The organism is Streptomyces canus (assembly GCF_001514145.1).
Classification (GTDB): Bacteria; Actinomycetota; Actinomycetes; order Streptomycetales; family Streptomycetaceae; genus Streptomyces; species Streptomyces canus.
Genome location: NZ_KQ948657.1, coordinates 27,138 through 46,899 on the forward strand (window position 1 = coordinate 27,138; position 19,762 = coordinate 46,899).

A 19,762-nucleotide genomic window follows, 5' to 3' on the forward strand; every position below is an offset into this window, starting at 1 on the left:
GCCCGCCTCGCCTCACTCGCGCGCCCCCTGCTCGATCGTCTCCCGCACCTCCGCGACCCGCTCCCGCTCCTCGGCCGCGAAGCGCTCCGCGTCGAGTTTCTCGGCGATCTCCTCGTCCTGGGCCATGAGGAGATCGAGGTTGGAGTTGCCCATCTCGAACACACCCATGTCCACGTAGGCCTGCTGGAGGCGTTTGCCCCACAGGCCGATGTCCTTGACGCAGGGCACGATCCGGGAGAAGAGCAACTGACGGAAGAGGGCGAGGAATTCGGACCGTTCGGCGTACTCCTCGGCCTCCGCCTTCGGGATGCCGAAGTTCTCCAGGACCTCGACTCCGCGCAGGCGGTCACGCATCAGGTAGCAGCCCTCGATGACGAACTCCTCGCGTTCGCGGAGCTCGGCGTCGGAGAGCTGCTTGTAGTAGTCGCGCAGCGCCATACGGCCGAAGGCCACGTGCCGGGCCTCGTCCTGCATGACGTACGCGAGGATCTGCTTCGGGAGGGGCTTGTCGGTGGTGTCGCGGATCATGCCGAAGGCGGCCAGCGCGAGGCCCTCGATGAGGACCTGCATGCCGAGGTAGGGCATGTCCCAGCGCGAGTCCCTGAGGGTGTCGCCCAGCAGGGACTGGAGGTTGTCGTTGATCGGGTACAGCATCCCGATCTTCTCGTGCAGGAAGCGGCCGTAGATCTCCGCGTGCCGCGCCTCGTCCATCACCTGGGTCGCCGAGTAGAGCTTGGCGTCGAGGTCGGGGACGGACTCCACGATCCGCGCGGCGCACACCATCGCGCCCTGCTCGCCGTGCAGGAACTGGCTGAACTGCCAGGAGGCGAGGTGCTTGCGGAGCTCGCCCTTGTCCTGGTCGGTGAACTTCGCCCAGTACTTGGTGCCGTAGACGGAGATGGACTCGTCGGGGGTGCCGAGCGGGTCGTACGGGTCGACCTCGAGGCTCCAGTCGATGCGCTTCTGCCCGTCCCACTGCTTGTCCTTGCCCTTCTGGTAGAGGGCCAGCAGGCGGTCGCGCCCGTCGTCGTACTCCCAGGCGAAGCGGGCCGCACCCGTCGCCGGTACCTGCCAGTGAGGGTCCCCGGGGTCCGTGGTGTACAGGTCGAAAGTCGGCATGCTCCGCAGGCTGCCCCTTTGTAGACGCCGGGTCAACAAGTCGTGCGCGAGGGATTGACGAGCTTGCTGACAAGCAGTCTCATAAGAGCCATGACGAGTCTGACAGAAGTCGACGCGCTCGAAGGGCTGCGTGACGCGCTCGGTCTGCTCAAGGACCGGGAGCAGGTCGCCGAGCGGCTGCTCGACTCCTCCAGGAAGCACTCCTTCGACCCGGACGAGGAACTGGACTGGGACGCGCCCTTCGAGGAGGGCAAGTGGTTCTGGCCGCCGGAGCTGGTCTCGCTGTACGACACCCCGATGTGGCGGCGGATGAGCGAGGAACAGCGGATCCTGCTCTCGCAGCACGAGGCCGCGGCGCTGGCCTCGCTGGGGATCTGGTTCGAGATCATCCTCATGCAGCTGCTGTGCCGGCACATCTACGACAAGGCGGCGACGAGTGCGCATGTGCGGTACGCGCTCACCGAGATCGAGGACGAGTGCCGGCACTCCAAGATGTTCGCGCGGCTGATCTCGCGGGGCGGGACGCCCTGGTACCCGGTGAGCCGGGGCCATCAGCAGCTGGGCCGGCTGTTCAAGACGATCTCCACGACACCGGGATCCTTCACGGCGACGCTGCTGGGTGAGGAGATCCTCGACTGGATGCAGCGGCTGACCTTCCCGGACGAGCGGGTGCAGCCGCTGATCCGCGGGGTGACGCGGATCCATGTGGTGGAGGAGGCGCGCCACGTGCGCTACGCCCGGGAGGAGCTGCGGCGGCAGATGGTCTCCGCTCCGCGGTGGTCGCAGGAGTTCACCCGGGTGACGTCCGGGGAGTTCGCCCGGGTGTTCTCCGTGGCCTTCGTGAATCCGGAGGTGTACACGAATGTGGGCCTTGACCAGCGGGAGGCGTTGGCGCAGGTGAAGGCGAGCGGTCATCGGCGGGAGGTCATGCAGACGGGGGCTCGGCGGTTGACCGACTTCCTGGACGACATCGGCGTACTGCGGGGTGTGGGGCGACGGCTGTGGAGGTCATCGGGACTACTGGCCTGATGCAGGCTGCGGGCCGGTGGGAACTGCACGACCAGCCACGACGTACCCGCGGACGGCCGACTACCCTTCGAGGCATGACCCCTGCCGCGCCCGCCTATCGTCGCCTCAGCGTCGAGGAGCGACGCAGCCAGCTTCTCGAAGCCGCCCTCACCCTCTTCGCGCACCGCGCGCCCGAGGACATCTCCCTCGACGACGTGGCGGAAGCGGCCGGAGTCTCCCGCCCCCTCGTCTACCGGTACTTCCCGGGCGGCAAGCAGCAGCTCTACGAGGCCGCCCTCCGCTCCGCCGCCGATGAGCTGGAGCAGTGCTTCGACGAACCCCGTGAGGGGCCCCTGCTCATCCGCCTCTCCCGCGCCCTCGACCGCTACCTCGCCTTCGTCGACGAGCACGACGCCGGTTTCAGCGCGCTCCTCCAGGGCGGCAGCGTGGTCGAGACGTCCCGGACCACCGCCATCGTCGACGGCGTACGACGGGCCGCCGCCGAGCACATCCTCAGCCACCTCGGCGTCACCGAACCCGGTCTGCGGCTGCGCATGACCGTGCGGATGTGGATCACCGCGGTGGAGGCGGCATCGCTGATCTGGCTGGACGAGGGCAAGCAGCCCCCGGTCGAGGAGCTGCGCGACTGGCTGGTCGAGCAGTTCGTCGCCGTGCTCTCCGTGACCGCGAACCGCGACCCGCAGACTGCCGCGCTGGTCACGGCCCTCGCGGCGGATGGCTGACACTGGTGCCGTGAAGAGCGAAGACACCCCCTTCGAGGGCGGCCCCATGGACGGCCGGGTGCTGCCCGTGCTGCTGGGTCCCACGGGCCGGCCGCCGAAGACGTACCGCATCCCCGTCCCCGACGCGGCCGGCGGACCGCCCGCCGTGCTGGTCTACCGACTGGTGCCCAGGGGCCACTCCAGGATGGGGATCCAGAAGGGGTGGAAGTACGAGTACGCCGCCGAAGGTGAAAAGGGGGTGGGCAGGCTGAAGTGGCCCTGGTCCAAGCCCGACAGGTCGAACGACAGTCCGAACGACGGACCGGCTGACACCGAAGGGTGACGACGTTGCGCCGAACCGCCCACCCGGCGCGCGAGGACACCGACACCGCCTGATGCTCACCGTGCGGAACAGAGGGGCTGCTCCGCACAGGAGGTGATGACGTGTCAGGAAGGCTTCTGCGTCTGGTGTGTACGGCGGCGGTGGCGGTCGGCACCGTCCTCGCGCCGTTGCCCGCGGCGGCTGTCCCGGCGCCGGAGCCGCGCGAGCGTTCCGTCGCCGATCTGGTGACGGACCTTCAGCGGCTGTACCGGGAGGCCGAGGAGGCCACCGAGACCTACAACGCCACCGAGGAGAAGCTGAAGGACAAGCGCGCGGAGGTCACCCGCCTCGATACGCAACTCTCCAAGGCCCGCCTCTCCCTGCACGACAGCCGGGGCGCCGCGGGACGGCTGGCCCGGCAGCAGTACCAGAACACCACCAATTTCTCGCCGTACGTCCGCCTTCTGCTCGCCCGCGATCCCCAGCACGCTCTCGACCAGGGCCATGTCATCGGCCAGTTGGCGCGCGAGCGGGCCGTGACGGTGGGCCGCCTGACCGGCACCGAGCACCGTGCCGGCGAACTCGCCCGCAGGGCGCGCAGCGCGCTCGACGACCAGCTCACGCTCGCCGCCCGGCAGAAGCGGGAACGGGACGACGTACAGGCGAAGCTCGCCGACGTGGAGGAACTCCTCGCCTCCCTCACCGCCGAACAGCTCACCAGGCTGGCCGAGTTCGAGGAGAAGGGGGTCGAGAAGGCGCAGGAGGAGCTGACGACCTCCGGCGCCCTCGGCGTGGAGGACGGCAAGCCCACCCGGAGGGGCGAGACGGCCCTGCGGTACGCCCGACGGCAGCTGGGGAAGCCGTACGAGTGGGGCGCGGAGGGCCCGAGGACGTACGACTGCTCGGGCCTGACGTCGGAGGCCTGGGCGCACGCCGGCACTCCGATCCCGAGGACCAGCCAGGAGCAGTGGGCGCGGCTCCCGAGGATCCCGTTGAAGGACCTGCGCCCCGGTGACCTGGTGATCTACTTTCCCAAGGCGACCCACGTGGCGATGTACATGGGCAGGGGACAGGTCATCGAGGCTCCGAGAACCGGCGAGCGGATCAAGGTCTCCCCGATCGCGGCCCACCCGCTCCTCGGAGCCGTACGTCCGGACAGACGCGACCGGCCACAGACGGCCCGCACCCGCAAGGGCGACGATCAGCCGCCCGTCACGGAAGCCAGGTAGGCCCCCGTCTTCTCCGGATCGTAGAAGAAGTTCTCGAAGTCGGCCGGGTCGTCGAAGCCGTTGGCGAACCGGTCCGCCACCGGCGGCAACTGCCCGGCCGCGCCGATCAGATTCAGGATGTGCTCCGGCGGCGGAGCGAGCATCGCGTTCGTCCACTTGGTGACGTGCTGGGCGGTGGCCCAGTACCGCTCGAACGTCGCCCGCATCCACTCCTCGTCGAACTCCTTCTCCCCCTGGTCGAGAATCGACGCGAGATAGGAAGCCGCGCACTTGGACGCGGAGTTGGAGCCCTGCCCGGTGATCGGGTCGTTGGCGACGACGACGTCGGCCACGCCCAGAACCAGTCCCCCACCGGGCAGGCGGCCTATCGGATTGCGCACGGTGGGCGCGTAGCGGCCGGCCAGCGTGCCACCGGCGTCCGTGAGTTCGACGTTCGTGGCGCGCGCGTACTCCCACGGCAGGAACTTCTCCATGAGTTCCAGGGTCAGGGAGAGATGTTCCGCCGGGTCCTTCACGCCGTTGAAGACGTCGAGCGGGCCGCCGGGTATGCCCTCCCAGAAGAGGATGTCGGCGCGCCCGGAGGTCGTGAGCGTCGGCATGACGAAGAGTTCACCGACGCCGGGGACGAGGTTGCAGCGGACGGCCTCGGTCTCCGGGTGCTCAGGGCGCGGGCCCAGGCCGTGGACGTAGGACACGGCGAGCGCGCGCTGCGGCTCGGTGTACGGGGAGCGCTCCGGGTCCCTCGCGAACATGGAGACCAGCTCGCCCTTGCCGGCCGAGACCAGCACGAGGTCGTACGTACGGGAGAAGTAGTCGAGGTCGCCGACCGCCGCGCCGTGGATGACGAGCTGGCCGCCGCGCTGTGCGAAGGTCTCCATCCAGCCGGCCATCTTGACCCGCTGGTCGACCGACTGCGCGTACCCGTCGAGCCTGCCCAGCCAGTCGATCGCGCGCTGCGAGGGCCCCGGGTCGAACGAGCCGGGAGCCGCCACCGAGACGCCGAGCCCTTCGATCTTCGGGGCCTGGGACTCCCAGAAGTTCAGCTGGAGATCACGCTCGTGCTGGAGTGCCGTGTGGAACATGCACTGCGTCGACATGACCCGGCCGGAGCGGATCTCGTCCGCCGTCCGGTTGGACATCAGGGTGACCTCGTATCCGTGGGACTGGAGGCCGAGGGCGAGCTGGAGTCCGGACTGGCCGGCTCCGACGACGAGTATCTTCCGCATGCGGGTGCTGTTCTCCTACTCGGGGGTGACGTCCAGCGCGTGGCCGACGAGGGACAGGAGCGTTTCGATCACCGATATCTTCCGCCGGGCGTCCATGATCATGACAGGTATGTGGGCGGGGATCGTCAACGCCTCTCGCACATCCTCCGGTTCGAAGCGATCACTGCCGTCGAAGTGGTTGACCGCGACGACGTAGGGCATCCCACAGCCGTCGAAGTAGTCCAGCGCCGGAAAGCAGTCCTTCAACCGCCTGGTGTCCGCGAGGACCACCGCGCCGATCGCGCCCCGCACCAGGTCGTCCCACATGAACCAGAAGCGCTCCTGGCCCGGCGTGCCGAAGAGGTACAGGACCAGGTCGTCGTCGAGCGTGATGCGGCCGTAGTCCATGGCCACGGTGGTGGAGACCTTCTCCGGGGTGCCGGTGAGGTCGTCGACCTGCTCGCTGGCCTCGGTCATCAGCGCCTCCGTCTGGAGGGGCTCGATCTCCGAGACGGTGCCGACCAGGGTGGTCTTGCCGACGCCGAAGCCGCCGGCCACGACTATCTTCGTGGCGATGGGGGCCCGCGTGCGGTCCGTCTGCCAGGACTTGAGGTTGTCGTCGGTCTCGACATCGACGAACGGGGTGACGCCGTACCCGGAGGAGGCGGCGGCGTCAGAGACGACGGAGTCCACTGAGCACCCTTTCCAGCAGAGCGCGGTCGGGACGGCCCGTACCGTGACCGGTCCCGGTGCCGTACACACGGATCTTTCCCTGGTCCGCGAGGTCGCTGAGGAGCACGCGGACCACGCCGAGCGGCATCTTCAGCAGCGCGGCGATCTCGGCCACCGTGCGCATCCGGCGGCACAGTTCGACGATGGCCCGCAGCTCCGGCATGACCGACCTCAGCGAGCCGTTGGTGAGCTCCTTGCGCTCCTCGGGGGCTTCGAGGGCCGCTGTGCTGGCCACGAACGTCTCCACGAGGAGGACGTGGCCGAAGCGGGTACGGCCGCCGGTGAGCGAGTACGGCCGTACCCGGGCGGCCTTGCGGTCACCGCCGCGGACCGGGAGCCCGGGCCTGTTCGTCATCGGGCGCTCCCTGTCGCGTCGTTCTCCAGCGACTGGCGCAGCTCGCTGCGGAGTTCGGGGGTCAGGACGTGTCCGGCGCGGCCGACGAACAGCGCCATGTGGTAGGCCACCACGCTCATGTCGCAGTCGGCGGAGCCGTGCACACCGAGCAGCGAACCGTCGCTGATCGACATCACGAACAGGCTGCCGTCGTCCATCGCGATCATGGTGTGCTTGGTCGCGCCGAAGTCCATGAGCTTCGCGGCGCCGAGGGTGAGGCTGCCGATGCCGGAGACGACGGTCGCGAGGTCGGCGGACGAGCCGCGCGGGCCGGAGGGTTTCTCCTCGCGGGCCTCGCGGGCCGCCGCGTTCCGCTCGGCGTCGGAGGAGAGCAGGAGCAGTCCGTCGGAGGAGACCACGGCGACGGACTGGACGCCGGGGACCTCCTCGACGAGGTTGGTCAGCAGGAAGTGGAGATTGCGTGCTTCACGACTCAGTCCGAAGGTACTGGGCGCGGTCAACTGCTTGCCTCCTCGGCTGTGCCCCCCGTGGCTTCTTCGGATGCGGTGCTGTGCGTTGCCGGCAGTCTGCTCTCGCCGGTCTGTTCCTGGATCTCCGCTTCCACGTCGCGGTAGCCGGCCTCCGCCCCCCGGCGGAAGCCGCCCAGCCTGCGGCGGAGGGCGTCGGCGTCCACGGAGCTGTTCCGTTGGCGGGGCACCGGGGTGGTGGGTGCGGTGATCTTGGGGGTGCGCTTGGGGAGGCCCTTGTCGGTGACGGGCTCCTCGTCGGCGCGGGTGTGTTCCGTGGCGGCTTCGGTCTCGGCGGCCGTGGGTGCCGGCGGCTCCTCCGCTACGGGGTCCGGCTCCCCCTGTGCCGGTACAGGGGCCAGGAGTTCCATCGTGGTCTCGGCGGGGGACTCCGCCTCCGCGTGGCGTACGGCCTGCTCGGCCAGGTCCACCAGGGGATCGCCCTGCGAACGGCCGCTCAGGACGTTGGAGTTGACCTCCGCGTCGGCGCCGGGGAGGGAGAAGGAGTGGGTCGCGCCGGTGACCGGGCCGGTGCCGGAGGCCGGTACGGCGGACGTGGGCGCGGCGGTGAGCAGGGGCTTGGGGAGGACCACCACCGCGGCCACCCCGCCCTGCTTCTGCTCGCGCAGCTGCACCCGGACGCCGTGCCGGTGGGCGAGCCTGGCCACGACGTACAGACCCAGGCCGAGTCCCTCGTCGCCCTCGTCGTACGACTCGTACGCGGCCTCGGGATCGAACTCGGCGAGGCGGGAGTTGAGGGCGGTCATCCGCTCGCCGGTCATGCCGATGCCCTCGTCCTGGACGGAGAGCATGACCTCGCCGCTCTCCAGGAGCCAGCCGGAGACCTCGACGGGCAGGTCGGGCGGGGAGAACGAGGTGGCGTTCTCCATCAGTTCGGCCAGCAGATGGGAGAGGTCGTCCGCGGCGAAGCCCGCCACGTGGGCGTGCGGCGGGAGGGCGGCGATGCGGACGCGGTCGTAGCGCTCGATCTCGCTGACCGCGGCGCGGACGACGTCGACGAGCGGGACGGGTCCGGCGCTCTGCTGCACGTGTTCCGTGCCGGCCAGGACGAGGAGGTTCTCGCTGTGGCGGCGCATGACCGTGGCGAAGTGGTCGAGCTTGAAGAGGGTCGCCAGGCGGTCCGGGTCCTGTTCGCGCTCCTCCAGGCTCTCGATGACGGCGAGCTGCCGCTCGACGAGGCCGAGGGTACGCAGCGCGAGGTTGACGAAGGTGGCGCCGATGGTGGTGCGCAGCCGCTCCAACTGGGCAGCGGACTCGGCGAGTTCACCTTTGAGCTGCTCGCGCGCGTCCGCCATCTTCTGGCGTTGGCCGACCAGGTGCTTGCGGTCGGACTCCAGGGTGGTGATCCGCTCGGCGAGCGCGACGGCGTGCGCGTGCAGGGCGTTGACGGAGCGGACGACCTGGGCGAACTCGTCGTTGCGGCCGGTGAAGGTGACCGCTTCCTCGGTGGTGGGGTCCTCGGCCCCGGCGAGCCGGGCGGAACCGCGGCGGAGCACGGAGAGGGGGCGGGTGAGGGTGCGGGCCATCGCGGTGGCGATGCCGACGGCCAGCAGCATCAGGGCGCCGAGGATCGCGACGCGCAGCTCCAGCGCGGTGACGTCGTCGTCGCGCAGCTGGGCGAGCTCCTTGACCCGGCGGTCGAAGAGCGCGGACTCGGCGCCGCGCATGAGGTCGACGCGGGCGGAGAGCGCCGCGTCGAGCTTGCCGGCGCTGGTGCCGAGTTCGCCGCCGGAGAGGGTGGGCTGGTCGGTCAGGGCGGCGAGGTACTTGTCGGCGGAGTTGACCTCGGGACCGGTGACCGTGGAGTCGTAGCTCGCCTTGGCGGCGGCGGGCGCGGAGTCCTGGAAGTCGGCGAGGGCCGCGTCGGAGCGCAGCCGGGCCTGCTGGGCGGCGGCGCTGAGCGCGTCGCGCTGTGCGGCGTCGGCCTTCGAGGAGACCTTCTTGGTGCTCGTCAGGCCGGTGATCGGGTCGTAGACGCTCTGGGTCGTCGTCGGCACGCTGAGCGCCGCGAGCAGCAGGCCGCGGGTGGCGGCGGCCTGCTGTACGGCGGAGTCCAGCTCGGCGAGGGAGTAGGCGCCGGAGCCGGCGCGGGACGGCATCCTCTCGGCCAGTTCCTCGGCGAGCCGGTGCAGTTCGGTGATGGCGGCGGAGTAGGCGCTGTGCGTCTCGAGGGCAGTGCTCTTGCCGGTGAGCGCGGAGCGTCGTACGGCGGCGATGTCGTCGAGGTCGCCGCGCAGGTTCGTGGACAGGTCGGTGTCGGCGCGCAGTTCCTCGACCTGGCGGTCGACGCGGGCGCTCGACTGCTCGCCGGGCGCCTTCGACCTGGGGCGGCCGGCCGCGACGTAGGAGGTGACCTCGTCGCGTTCGTCGGCGAGCGAGTGGGCGAGGTCGAGGGCGTCCTGGGTCTGCTCGGCGAACGTCACCAGGTCCTGGGAGTCGTTGAGTTCCCCGGAGGCGGTCACGAGGGAGGGGGCGCCGGCTCCGGCGACGGCGGCGGCCACGACGGCGACGGCGAGGATCAGCCGGGTGCGGACGTGGGTGGGGCGGCCCTTGCCGACGGGGGTCTCGGGGGCGCCGGGCGTGGCGGGTGTGCGCTCCGCGCCTGTGCCGGAGGCCGTCTGCTTGCCTGTGCGACGAGGCCGCGTCTTCTGCACCGCTGCTCGCATTCCTGAACTCGTGATAACCATTGGCCCGGAGTGACGCTCCGTCAACTGTTGTGCACACCGGGGTACGGTTCCCGACCCTCCCAGCGCCGGTGGGCGGTGGCCGCGCATCGCCTGAGCCGCCACCCGAAGGAGTGAACCGCGTAGGTGAGTTGGCGGGCAAGTTCCTGCGGCACGCGCACGGGCCCTGTACGGCAGGCCGGTTGGACGCCGGCGAAGACCGATGGCAGTATTCGCCGCTACGCCTGCCCGGAGTGAACCATTCCAGCCCAAACCTGGCGTCTGACCTGCGCGACTGCGTCAATTCCGCGACCGTTGGCGCTCTTTGGCGAAGCATGTGAAGGGCTCGTGCAGACTGGCCGAATGCGTACGGAACTTGTCTCGGAACCCGGTGTTGTCAGCCGTCCCAACGAGGACTTCGCGAGCGTCGCTCTGCCCGCTTCCGGACGGGGCGGTGTGCTGATCGCCCTCGACGGGGTCACCCCGCCCGACGGCCCGACGGGCTGTCTGCATTCCGTCCCCTGGTTCACGGCCCGTCTCGGCGGGGCGCTGACCGAACTGGCCGTTTCACTCATGGATGTTCCACCGGCCGAGGTGCTGTCCCGGGCCATCGCGCGCACAGCTGATTCACATGGTGAAGGTTGTGACCTTTCTCACCCACGGACGCCGCAGGCGACGGTGGTGATGGCGCGATGGTCTCCGGAGACGGTCGAGTACCTGGTCCTGTCGGACTCGGCGCTGCTCGTGGAGGCAACCGACGGCACGGTCACGGCCGTGGTGGACGACCGTCTCTCCCGTCTCCCCCGCACCTCCCTGGCGACGGACGCCCTTGTCGACGCCAACCTCCGCAACAAGGAGGGCGGCTTCTTCACGGCGGCGGCCGATCCGTCGGTGGCGGGGCGCGCGGTGACGGGGGTGCTGCCACGATCGGCGGTACGCACTCTGGTGGCCCTGACCGACGGGGCGACCCGGTGGGTGGAGAAGTTCCACGAGGGCGGCTGGGGGGAGTGCCTCACCTTCGTCCGCAAGGAGGGGGCGCAGGCGCTGGTGGACCGCGTCCGGGAGCTGGAGCGGGCGGACGCGGAGGCCCGGACGTATCTGCGCCGGGGCAAGATCCACGACGACGCGACGGTGGTGTACGCGGAGCTCTGAGGGGCGGGGGCCTGCCGTGCCGGCCGACGCGTCGACAGGTCCGCGAGCCGGTCTCCCGGGGCGTCGCCGGGCCGGCCATGGAGGTGGGACGGCCCCCTGCCGCCTATGCCCGCGGCCATGAGCTGCCGCTCCTGGCGACCCACCGGGTCCTGCCCGCGTCCGGATCACGGCGGCACGCCGGCCTTCGACCTCGGGCCCGGGCCGCCCGACCCCAGCGCCGACCAGGCCTCTGAGGACGCCATGCCGCGCCGGCACCATCCCCGCCACCGCACCGCCGCGGCCACCCGCACCGAGACCCCGACACCACCCGCCCCGCCCGGACCGCCACCCTCACCGCCAACCGGGCGATCGCCCGGACGGCCGGTTCCCGGTCGACGCCGTCGAGCACACGACGCGGCGGTCCGCCGTCGACTGTGCCCTCGACCAGCGGGTTCCCGGGAGTGACCCGACCGAGGGCGGCCCCGCGACGAAACCACCAGCTCGGCCTACCAACCGGGCGATCGTCCGGACAGCCGGTTTCCGGCCGACGTCGCCAAGCACCCCGCACAGCCGTCCCCCCACGACCGCACCCTCGACCACCCAGCGACCGGGACGGCCCGACCGGCGGCCGACCCACCACGACACGACCAGCTCGGCCTGGCAACCCGGCGCACGGCCGACGACCGCGCCCTCGATCACTCCGACCTGCGACGACACGACCGGCGTCTGGCCTACTTCTCCATGCCCCGGTTCAGCTGGTGCAGCAGCCTCGCCAGTTCGGTGACCTCGTCCGGGTCCCAGTGCGCCAGCCGGCCCGCGTACCGGGCCCGGCGCGCGTCGCGGACCCTCTGCACCCGGGAGCGGCCCTCCTGTGTGAGATCGACGAGCCAGGCCCGGCCGTCCGCCGGGTCGGGGGCGCGGGCGACGAGGCCCAGGTCATCCAGGGCGCGCAGCTGGCGGGACATCGTGGCCTTGCCGACGCCGATGTAGGCGGCCAGTTCGGTAGCGCGCTGGCGGCCGCATTCATCCAGACGGACGAGCAGGCCGTAGGCCGCCGACTCCAGGTCGGGGTGGACCTCGCGGGCCATCTCGCCCTGGTTGGCCCGGGCGCGGCGCAGCAGGACGGTCAACTCACGTTCCAGCGCGAGGAATCCGGGCTGGTCCACACCGCTCGGCGCCACGTCGGCCCCGCCCCGGCTCCCGCCACCGTTTCCGTCTTCGTGCACGTCAGCCCCTGCCTTGAATGTCCCGGTCGTAAAGGTTTCCGCCAAATTGCGCCATCACCGCGGCTCCGTAAGTATTTCGCAGGGCTGGACCAACGGCAGCCGCCGGTCCCGCTTCCCACCCTCGTCGTCGTACGCAGCGTCTTCGCCGAGCAGCGGCTGGCATGCTCACGCCAGCGCGGCACGGCCTTCCCGTGTTCCCCAACCGAGCATCACCGAGCCCTCGGAGGCACGCCATGCCCGTGCACAGACCCGGACCGATACGTCCCCGACGCCTCTTCCTCGTCGCACTCCTGCTCACCGCGTTCTCCCTGCTCCACCCGGCCGCCGTCTCGGCCGCCGAAGTCCCCGAAACCCCCGAGGCCACCGCCACCCCGGCCCGCGGCTCCGCCCACATGGGAATGGGCGTCGTAGCGCATGACGGCCAGGACGGTCTGCCCGCCGGCACCCGCGCCACCCAGGCGGAGGGCGTCGACGTCGCCAGCTACCAGGGCAACGTCTCCTGGTCGACCCTGTGGAACAGCGGGGTGCGCTGGGCGTACACCAAGGCGAGTGAGGGGACGTACTACAGGAATCCCTACTTCAGCCAGCAGTACACCGGCTCCAACGACGTCGGCATGATCCGCGGCGCCTATCACTTCGCCACCCCGGACACCAGCAGCGGCGCGACGCAGGCCGACTACTTCGTCGACAGCGGCGGCGGCTGGTACCAGGACGGCAGGACCCTGCCCGGCACCCTCGACATCGAGTGGAACCCGTACGGCGACGCCTGCTTCGGCAAGTCGCAGAGCGCGATGGTCACCTGGATCCGCGACTTCCTGAACCGGTACAAGGCGCGCACCGGCCGCCACGCCGTCATCTACACGGCCACCAACTGGTGGAGCCAGTGCACCGGGAACTACGGCGGCTTCTCCGCCAACCCGCTGTGGATCGCCCGGTACGCCTCGACGGCGGGCACCCTCCCGGCCGGCTGGAGCACGTACACCATGTGGCAGTACACCTCCTCCGGTCCGACGGTCGGCGACCACGACCGGTTCAACGGCGCCCTGGACCGCGTACAGGCGCTCGCCGCCGGCTGACCCACCCCGGCGTACGGCGAAGGCCCGGGCCTCCCTCACGAGAACCCGGGCCTTCACCTCGTCCGGCAGCCGCGGGCCGAGCCCGCTGAGGACTACGGCCTCACGCCGCCACCGGAACCTCCGGCGTCGCCCCGTTGGTCGCCGGGGACAGCGCCAGCTCCAGGACCTGGCGGACGTCGGTGACGGCGTGGACGTCGAGCTTGTCCAGCACCTCCGCCGGGACGTCGTCCAGGTCGGCCTCGTTGCGCTTGGGGATGATGACGGTCGTCACCCCGGCGCGGTGCGCGGCGAGCAGCTTCTGCTTCACGCCGCCGATCGGGAGGACCCGGCCGGTCAGCGAGACCTCGCCCGTCATCGCCACGTGCGTGCGGACCAGGCGGCCGGAGAGCAGCGAGGCCAGCGCCGTCGTCATGGTGACGCCCGCGCTCGGGCCGTCCTTCGGGACCGCGCCCGCCGGGAAGTGGATGTGCACGCCCCGGTCCTTCAGGTCGCCGACCGGCAGTTCGAGCTCCGCGCCGCGCGACCGCAGGAAGCTCAGCGCGATCTGCGCGCTCTCCTTCATCACGTCACCCAGCTGGCCGGTCAGCGTCAGACCCGCCGCGCCCGTCTCCGGGTCGGCCAGCGACGCCTCGACGAACAGCACGTCTCCGCCCGCTCCGGTGACCGCGAGTCCGGTCGCCACCCCGGGGACCGCCGTACGGCGCTCCGCCGGGTCCTGGGCCGACTCGGGCACGTGGTGCGGCCGGCCGATCAGACCGCGCAGTTCCGCGTCCGTGACGGTGAACGGCAGCTCCCGCTCGCCCAGTTCGTGCTGGGCCGCCACCTTGCGCAGCAGCCTCGCGACGGACCTCTCCAGGGTGCGGACGCCCGCCTCGCGGGTGTACTCGCCGGCGAGCTTGCGCAGCGCGCTCTCGTCGATGACGACCTCGTCCTTGGCGAGCCCCGCCCGCTCCAGCTGGCGCGGGAGCAGGTGGTCACGGGCGATGACAATCTTCTCGTCCTCGGTGTACCCGTCGAGCCGGACCAGCTCCATCCGGTCGAGCAGCGCCTCCGGGATCGCCTCCAGCACGTTGGCCGTGGCGAGGAAGACGACATCCGACAGATCGAGCTCGACCTCGAGGTAGTGGTCGCGGAAGGTGTGGTTCTGCGCCGGGTCCAGGACCTCCAGGAGGGCCGCCGCGGGGTCGCCGCGGAAGTCGGAGCCCACCTTGTCGATCTCGTCGAGCAGGACCACCGGGTTCATCGACCCGGCCTCCTTGATCGCCCGCACGATCCGGCCGGGCAGCGCGCCGACGTACGTCCGCCGGTGGCCGCGGATCTCCGCCTCGTCCCGTACGCCACCGAGGGCGACGCGGACGAACTTGCGGCCCATGGCGTGGGCCACGGACTCCCCGAGGCTGGTCTTGCCGACGCCGGGCGGCCCGACCAGGGCCAGGACGGCACCGCCGCGCCGGCCGCCGACGACACCCAGCCCGCGGTCGCTGCGGCGCTTGCGCACCGCCAGGTACTCGGTGATCCGCTCCTTCACGTCCTGGAGGCCCGCGTGCTCGGCGTCGAGGATCGCCTGGGCGCCCTGGATGTCGTACGCGTCCTCGGTCCGTTCGTTCCACGGCAGTTCGAGGACCGTGTCCAGCCAGGTCCGGATCCAGGAACCCTCAGGAGACTGGTCGCTGGACCGCTCCAGCTTGTCGACCTCCTTGAGGGCGGCCTCCCGCACCTTCTCGGGCAGGTCGGCCGCCTCCACGCGGGCGCGGTAGTCGTCGGACTCCTCGCCCTCCTGTTCGCCGTTGAGCTCGCGCAGTTCCTTGCGTACGGCTTCCAGCTGACGGCGGAGCAGGAACTCCCGCTGCTGCTTGTCGACGCCCTCCTGGACGTCCTTGGCGATGGTCTCGGCGACGTCCTGCTCGGCGAGGTGGTCGCGGAGCTGCTGGGTGGCGAGCTTGAGGCGGGCGACCGGGTCGGCCGTCTCCAGCAGTTCGACCTTCTGCTCGGTGGTCAGGAAGGGCGAGTAACCGGAGTTGTCGGCAAGGGTGGAGACGTCGTCGATGGCCTGCACCCGGTCGACGACCTGCCAGGCGGCGCGCTTGCGCAGCCAGGCGGTGGCGAGGGCCTTGTACTCCTTGACCAGTTCGGTGACGTGACCGGGCAGCGGTTCGGGGACGGTCTGGTCGACCGTGGTCCCCTCGACCCACAGGGCGGCGCCCGGGCCGGTGGTCCCCGCACCGATCTTCACCCTGCTCCGGCCGCGGATGAGTGCGCCCGGGTCGCCGTCGGCCAGCCGGCCGACCTGCTCGATGGTGCCGAGCACACCGGTGCCGGCGTATTCGCCGTCGATGCGTGGCACCAGAAGGACCTTCGGCTTTCCGGGTTCCGAGCGGGCGGCGGCCTGAGCGGCCTCCACCGCGGCACGGACGTCGGTGTCGTTCAGATCCAGCGGAACCACCATTCCGGGCAGCACGACCTCGTCGTCGAGCGGCAGCACGGGCAGGGTGAGCGGTGTGGACGTCGAAGCCATGATCTCCCCTTAGGCAGTCAAGTTGAGCTATGCCGACTCAATGCATAGCCGCCTTCGAATGTTCCCCACCCACTCGCCTGTTCGCTGTCGGCGATCACAGCTGCCGGAATCCGCGGTTCGGGCCCTAAGGTCACCCAGTAATAGACACATACCGCTAGCGGTCATTACAGGGGGATGTCATGGACGGACTCGTACAGGCGTGGGTGACCGGCTGGGTCGTGTCCCGCGGGGCGGCGACGCCGCAGCGTGAGCCGTGGGGGTTCACCGTCGACGTGGGGCAGGTCGCGCAGGTGTCGCGGCACGTGTTCGACGCGCTGGGCGACGACGTGGACGAAGGGGTCGTGCGCAAGGTGGCGGGCGGGGTGACCGGGGCCGGGGTGTGGCTCAAGGTGTTCCAGGACCCGGACGTGGTCGGGCCCTGGCTGGACGAGGGCTGGTGGGTGGATCCCGAGCCGGGTTACCTGATGACGGTCCCGCTGACCGCACCGGCGCACCGGACCGCGGCCCCCGACGGATACCGGCTGCGCACCTGGTCCGTCGGCGGCGTCACCCGTGTACTCGTCGCCGCGCCCGACGGTTCCCTCGCGGCGCGCGGTCAGGTCACCCCGACCGGCGCGACCGCCGTCTTCGACCAGATCGAGACCGTGACCGCCCATCGGCGCCGGGGGCTGGGCAGCGTCGTCATGCGCACACTCCAGGCCGTGGCGACCGACACGGGCGCCGAGACCGGCGTCCTCGCGGGAACGCCGGCGGGGCGGGGGCTGTACGAGTATCTGGGCTGGCATGTGGAAGCTCCGCTCACCAGTGCGAAGTTCGTGGGACCGGACGCCGGGTGACCGTCCGTCGCCACCCACGGAAAACCCGGAGGCGACAGGGGACGGCCTCTGTCATGCTGCGCCGGTGATCGCCCCGATACCTCCGGTGGTTCCCGCCGGCCGCATGGCGGACAACGCCCGGCGGGTCCTCGCTCTTCCCGGCGGACTGGAACTCGGGCCCCTTGGCGCGCGACCCTGCTGCCGACGCCGACCGAGGACGAGGCCGGCGCGTATCGGGCGGATGCGGGGGGGCGGCGGGAGAGGGCTGCGTCAACGTCCACCGGGGCCACGCCGAGATCGCCTACTGGGTGCTGCCCGTGCTGACCGACCGGGCGCTGCACGATCTCGGTCTGCACCGCCTCACCCTCTGCCACGCCGTCGCCGACGATGCCTCCTGCCGGGTGGCGGAGAGGGCCGGCTTCCGGCTGGAGGGCACCATGCGCCACGCCCTCCTCCACGCGGACGGCGGCACGACCAGTACGTCCCCGCGCGCGTGCGGGGCGACGCCCCGAACGACCCAGATGACCGAGACGACCGAGACGACCGGGGGAAAGAACGACCATGACCACCGCAGACATACAGCCCCTCCTCTCCGCCTACGACGACCAGATGCGTGGCGCTCCCCCGACCCCGCCCACGGGGGTGACGTACGACCAGGACGGACCGCTGCTCAGGATCGTCGGCCAGTTCCGCGGGTTCGTGAGCGGGCCGCGCGACCTCGGCGTCGACGGCGCCGCGCTCGACGAACTCATCGCGCGGCAACGTGACTTCTTCGCGGCACGCGGCGAGGCCGTCGAATGGAAGACCCGCTCCCACGACACCCCGGCCGACCTCACCGAACGACTCCGCGCGGCCGGTTTCGTGCCCGAGGAGCGGGAGACGGTACTGGTCGGCCGGGCCGCCGAGATGGCCGTACGACAGCCCGCGCCACCGGAAGGCGTCACCGTGCGCCGCGTCACCGCGGACGCGGACATGCGCCGGATCGCCGCGATGGAGTCGGCGGTGTGGGGCGAGGACTGGAGCTGGCTCGCCGACGACCTGATCGGCAGGGTGGCCGCCGCACCGGACGACATCGCGGTGTACGTCGCCGAGGCGGACGGCGAAGTGGTGTGCGCCGCCTGGCTGGTGTTCCGCACGGGCACGGGGTTCGCGAGCCTGTGGGGCGGATCCACGCTCGCCGAGTGGCGGGGCAGGGGCATCTACCGCGCGCTGGTCGCCGTACGCGCCGCTCTCGCCGTCTCCCGCGGGGTCACGTATCTGCACGTGGACGCGTCCGACGACAGCGCGCCCATTCTGCGCAGGCTCGGCATGCACGCGGTGACCACGACGACGCCGTACGTCTGGACGCCGGGCCGCTGACATCGCAATGGCTTGCCGGGACTTGGGGAGCAGGCCGGCCACCCGTCAGCCGCGTCGACAACCCTGCGAGTCACTGCACCCAGCGACCGGCGAAGGGCTGGCGCGCACGGTGCCACCGCCGTACCGCCGGCCAGGTCGCGACGCCGATCGTCAGGGCGATCAGGTGGCCCCAGTCGGTCATCGGGTCGGTGAACCCGATCAGGTTCGTCACGAGCATCCAGCCGAAGAGGGCCAGCAACGGCCGGCCCAGCCACGGCCCGAGCAGCCCCGACAGCGCGCCGAGGCTCGCGGCCACACCGAAGCTGACTCCGTAGTCGAGGCGGTGCAGTGAGGTGGCGGGCAGATGCCCGACCAGGACCGCGAGTCCTATGGGGACCTCCGTGGCGAGGGTCGCCCCGACATGCCCGAGCAGGAAGACACCGGCCGTGCGCACGCCACCGATCCGCCGCTCCAGTGCGGTCAGGACGAACAGCAGGGCGACGGCGTACGGCGAGAGGATCCCGCCCGCGATCCACAAGGCGCTGGCGACCAGCACCAGCACGGGTGTCCGCACGAGGTGGGCGACATCGGTGCTGGAGCCCTGGTGCAGGGTGTGCACGAGGGCGGGGTCGAGATGCGCGGCGACGAGCGAGACCACGGCCAGGACGGCACCGTAGACGAAGGTGAACGGGGTCCCGGCGGGGGTGGGGAACAGCCGCCTGAGGCGGAGGACGCGAAGTCGGCTGTCCGGGGCGGCCGTTGGCGGGGGTGTCGCCGGTGTCTCGACGGCACCCGTCATGCCCCGTTCCCGCTGCCGGGGCATGCCGTCGAGCAGGCCCGCCACCGGCGCGGGGGCGGGCGCGTCGTCGGAAGGAGTGGCAGGCACGGTCCGTTCCAAGGTGAGCTGCTCCTTCCCTTTCACCCCAGCCTTCGCGCCCGACCCATCCGCTGTCTGTGACCTGCGCCACCTCGCCGCCCATTCACAGGGACTTCTCAAGAAGTCCCGGTCGGGACGCCGTACCTGCCAGAATGGGCCGATGCCCACCTCGTACGACATTCCCGAAGTCCTGGACCGTCGCGAGGGCCCCTACGGGGAGGTCGTCCTGCGGCGCCACGGCGAGTTGCTCCAGATCATCGCCAACGGCTGCTTCCTGATGGACACCTCCGACGGACGCTCGGAGCGGATGCTCGTCGACGCGGCGCTCGACGCCCTCGACGACCGCCCCGCCCCGCACGTCCTCATCGGCGGCCTCGGCGTCGGCTTCTCGCTCGCACACGCGGCCGCGAATCCGCGCTGGGGCCGGATCACGGTCGTGGAGCGGGAACCGGCGATCGTCGACTGGCACCGCGCGGGCCCGCTCTCGGCGCTCTCGGCCGAGGCGCTCGCCGATCCCCGGACGAACATTCTGGAAACGGATCTAGTCGGATTCGTCAATGAGACATGCGCCACTTTTGACGTGCTGTGCCTCGACATCGACAACGGGCCCGGCTGGACGGTCACGGAGGGCAACGGCGGACTCTACGCGCGTGCCGGACTCACAAGCTGCGCAAGGGTGTTGAAGCCGGGCGGGGTACTGGCCGTGTGGTCCGCGAAACCCTCTGCGGAATTTGAGGGATCCCTAGCAAATGCCGGGTTCCAGCAGGTACGTACCGAGGAGATCCCCGTTGCCCGGGGCGTACCCGACGTCGTGCATCTCGCCGTCCGACCTGGATAGCAAAGGGGTGATGACTCCCCGTACTCTGCTTCCCTACGCCGATCATTCAAGCGTCAATCGCAGT

At 70.9% G+C, this 19,762-nt stretch carries 18 protein-coding genes; 9 read left to right on the forward strand and 9 right to left on the reverse strand.

All coding sequences use genetic code 11. From position 1 onward, the window contains the following. Positions 1–12: 12 nt before the first annotated feature. Positions 13–1,119 carry a ferritin-like domain-containing protein gene (locus tag AQJ46_RS04950; RefSeq protein WP_059204462.1) on the reverse strand — a complete coding sequence of 369 codons (1,107 nt, stop codon included), beginning with the start codon at positions 1,117–1,119 and terminating at the stop codon, positions 13–15. Between the two features lie 90 nt (positions 1,120–1,209). On the opposite strand from AQJ46_RS04950, the gene AQJ46_RS04955 reads away from it, so the two are divergent. The 4 genes from AQJ46_RS04955 (at position 1,210) to AQJ46_RS04970 (ending at position 4,400) form a co-directional block, all read left to right on the forward strand. Then, positions 1,210–2,148, forward strand: a complete 939-nt coding sequence (locus AQJ46_RS04955) for an AurF N-oxygenase family protein (RefSeq protein ID WP_057612148.1) — start codon at positions 1,210–1,212, stop codon at positions 2,146–2,148. Positions 2,149–2,222: 74 nt separating this feature from the next. Continuing rightward, on the forward strand, positions 2,223–2,870 hold the full coding sequence (locus AQJ46_RS04960; RefSeq protein WP_059204463.1) for a TetR/AcrR family transcriptional regulator: 648 nt from the start codon (positions 2,223–2,225) through the stop codon (positions 2,868–2,870). Next, entirely contained in the window at positions 2,863–3,192 is a 330-nt protein-coding gene (locus AQJ46_RS04965; RefSeq protein WP_208616885.1) for a hypothetical protein, read from the forward strand. Before AQJ46_RS04960 ends, AQJ46_RS04965 begins: the two co-directional genes overlap by 8 nt. Positions 3,193–3,293: 101 nt before the next feature. Next, positions 3,294–4,400, forward strand: a complete 1,107-nt coding sequence (locus AQJ46_RS04970; RefSeq protein ID WP_079072129.1) for a C40 family peptidase — start codon at positions 3,294–3,296, stop codon at positions 4,398–4,400. On the opposite strand, the gene AQJ46_RS04975 is transcribed toward AQJ46_RS04970, so the two are convergent. From AQJ46_RS04975 to AQJ46_RS04995, 5 genes are read right to left on the reverse strand one after another with little or no spacing between them, the layout of a single operon-like run. Beyond that, positions 4,373–5,626: a styrene monooxygenase/indole monooxygenase family protein gene (locus tag AQJ46_RS04975; RefSeq protein ID WP_059204466.1), complete on the reverse strand. Its 1,254-nt coding sequence runs from the start codon at positions 5,624–5,626 to the stop codon at positions 4,373–4,375. The genes AQJ46_RS04970 and AQJ46_RS04975 overlap by 28 nt on opposite strands. Before the next feature lie 15 nt (positions 5,627–5,641). Continuing rightward, complete coding sequence (locus AQJ46_RS04980; RefSeq protein ID WP_057612153.1) at positions 5,642–6,298, reverse strand: GTP-binding protein; 657 nt, start codon at positions 6,296–6,298, stop codon at positions 5,642–5,644. Then, complete coding sequence (locus tag AQJ46_RS04985) at positions 6,279–6,692, reverse strand: DUF742 domain-containing protein (protein ID WP_059204467.1); 414 nt, start codon at positions 6,690–6,692, stop codon at positions 6,279–6,281. The genes AQJ46_RS04980 and AQJ46_RS04985 overlap by 20 nt, the downstream gene beginning before the upstream one ends. Further along, entirely contained in the window at positions 6,689–7,192 is a 504-nt protein-coding gene (locus AQJ46_RS04990) for a roadblock/LC7 domain-containing protein (RefSeq protein ID WP_057612155.1), read from the reverse strand. The genes AQJ46_RS04985 and AQJ46_RS04990 overlap by 4 nt, the downstream gene beginning before the upstream one ends. Continuing rightward, entirely contained in the window at positions 7,189–9,873 is a 2,685-nt protein-coding gene (locus AQJ46_RS04995) for a sensor histidine kinase (protein ID WP_059204468.1), read from the reverse strand. The genes AQJ46_RS04990 and AQJ46_RS04995 overlap by 4 nt, the downstream gene beginning before the upstream one ends. A gap of 372 nt (positions 9,874–10,245) precedes the next feature. Here AQJ46_RS04995 and AQJ46_RS05000 point away from each other — a divergent pair, with 372 nt between their 5' ends. Next, the gene (locus AQJ46_RS05000; protein WP_059204469.1) at positions 10,246–11,034 is read left to right on the forward strand and encodes a protein phosphatase 2C domain-containing protein; all 789 of its coding nucleotides are present in this window, start codon (positions 10,246–10,248) and stop codon (positions 11,032–11,034) included. 710 nt (positions 11,035–11,744) lie between these two features. Here AQJ46_RS05000 and AQJ46_RS05005 read toward each other — a convergent pair. After that, on the reverse strand, positions 11,745–12,239 hold the full coding sequence (locus tag AQJ46_RS05005) for a MarR family winged helix-turn-helix transcriptional regulator (RefSeq protein ID WP_059204470.1): 495 nt from the start codon (positions 12,237–12,239) through the stop codon (positions 11,745–11,747). Positions 12,240–12,472: 233 nt separating this feature from the next. Here AQJ46_RS05005 and AQJ46_RS05010 point away from each other — a divergent pair, with 233 nt between their 5' ends. Beyond that, a complete protein-coding gene (locus tag AQJ46_RS05010; protein ID WP_059204471.1) occupies positions 12,473–13,315 on the forward strand; it encodes a lysozyme in 843 nt (280 codons plus the stop codon). Between the two features lie 100 nt (positions 13,316–13,415). Here the strand turns inward: AQJ46_RS05010 and lon are convergent, their stop codons facing one another. Then, positions 13,416–15,830, reverse strand: a complete 2,415-nt coding sequence (gene lon / locus AQJ46_RS05015) for an endopeptidase La (protein WP_059204472.1) — start codon at positions 15,828–15,830, stop codon at positions 13,416–13,418. A 179-nt stretch (positions 15,831–16,009) separates the two neighbouring features. On the opposite strand from lon, the gene AQJ46_RS05020 reads away from it, so the two are divergent. Continuing rightward, a complete protein-coding gene (locus AQJ46_RS05020) occupies positions 16,010–16,666 on the forward strand; it encodes a GNAT family N-acetyltransferase (protein WP_059204473.1) in 657 nt (218 codons plus the stop codon). Between the two features lie 540 nt (positions 16,667–17,206). Next, positions 17,207–18,004: a GNAT family N-acetyltransferase gene (locus AQJ46_RS05025; RefSeq protein ID WP_059204474.1), complete on the forward strand. Its 798-nt coding sequence runs from the start codon at positions 17,207–17,209 to the stop codon at positions 18,002–18,004. A gap of 70 nt (positions 18,005–18,074) precedes the next feature. Here AQJ46_RS05025 and AQJ46_RS05030 read toward each other — a convergent pair whose 3' ends face one another. Next, positions 18,075–18,881, reverse strand: coding sequence for a rhomboid-like protein (locus AQJ46_RS05030; RefSeq protein ID WP_059204475.1), 807 nt, complete (start codon positions 18,879–18,881; stop codon positions 18,075–18,077). Positions 18,882–19,020: 139 nt separating this feature from the next. Here AQJ46_RS05030 and AQJ46_RS05035 point away from each other — a divergent pair, with 139 nt between their 5' ends. Next, positions 19,021–19,698 carry a spermine/spermidine synthase domain-containing protein gene (locus AQJ46_RS05035; RefSeq protein WP_059204476.1) on the forward strand — a complete coding sequence of 226 codons (678 nt, stop codon included), beginning with the start codon at positions 19,021–19,023 and terminating at the stop codon, positions 19,696–19,698. Positions 19,699–19,762 lie beyond the last annotated feature (64 nt).

Bases quoted from the DNA above. Each gene is read 5' to 3' on its own strand.
- AQJ46_RS04985 (WP_059204467.1), bottom strand. From the start codon at position 6,692: ATGACGAACAGGCCCGGGCTCCCGGTCCGCGGCGGTGACCGCAAGGCC.
- AQJ46_RS05010 (WP_059204471.1), top strand. From the start codon at position 12,473: ATGCCCGTGCACAGACCCGGACCGATACGTCCCCGACGCCTCTTCCTC.
- AQJ46_RS04955 (WP_057612148.1), top strand. From the start codon at position 1,210: ATGACGAGTCTGACAGAAGTCGACGCGCTCGAAGGGCTGCGTGACGCG.
- AQJ46_RS05000 (WP_059204469.1), top strand. From the start codon at position 10,246: ATGCGTACGGAACTTGTCTCGGAACCCGGTGTTGTCAGCCGTCCCAAC.
- AQJ46_RS05020 (WP_059204473.1), top strand. From the start codon at position 16,010: ATGGACGGACTCGTACAGGCGTGGGTGACCGGCTGGGTCGTGTCCCGC.
- AQJ46_RS04965 (WP_208616885.1), top strand. From the start codon at position 2,863: ATGGCTGACACTGGTGCCGTGAAGAGCGAAGACACCCCCTTCGAGGGC.
- AQJ46_RS04975 (WP_059204466.1), bottom strand. From the start codon at position 5,626: ATGCGGAAGATACTCGTCGTCGGAGCCGGCCAGTCCGGACTCCAGCTC.
- lon (WP_059204472.1), bottom strand. From the start codon at position 15,830: ATGGCTTCGACGTCCACACCGCTCACCCTGCCCGTGCTGCCGCTCGAC.
- AQJ46_RS04960 (WP_059204463.1), top strand. From the start codon at position 2,223: ATGACCCCTGCCGCGCCCGCCTATCGTCGCCTCAGCGTCGAGGAGCGA.
- AQJ46_RS05035 (WP_059204476.1), top strand. From the start codon at position 19,021: ATGCCCACCTCGTACGACATTCCCGAAGTCCTGGACCGTCGCGAGGGC.
- AQJ46_RS05025 (WP_059204474.1), top strand. From the start codon at position 17,207: ATGACCACCGCAGACATACAGCCCCTCCTCTCCGCCTACGACGACCAG.
- AQJ46_RS04950 (WP_059204462.1), bottom strand. From the start codon at position 1,119: ATGCCGACTTTCGACCTGTACACCACGGACCCCGGGGACCCTCACTGG.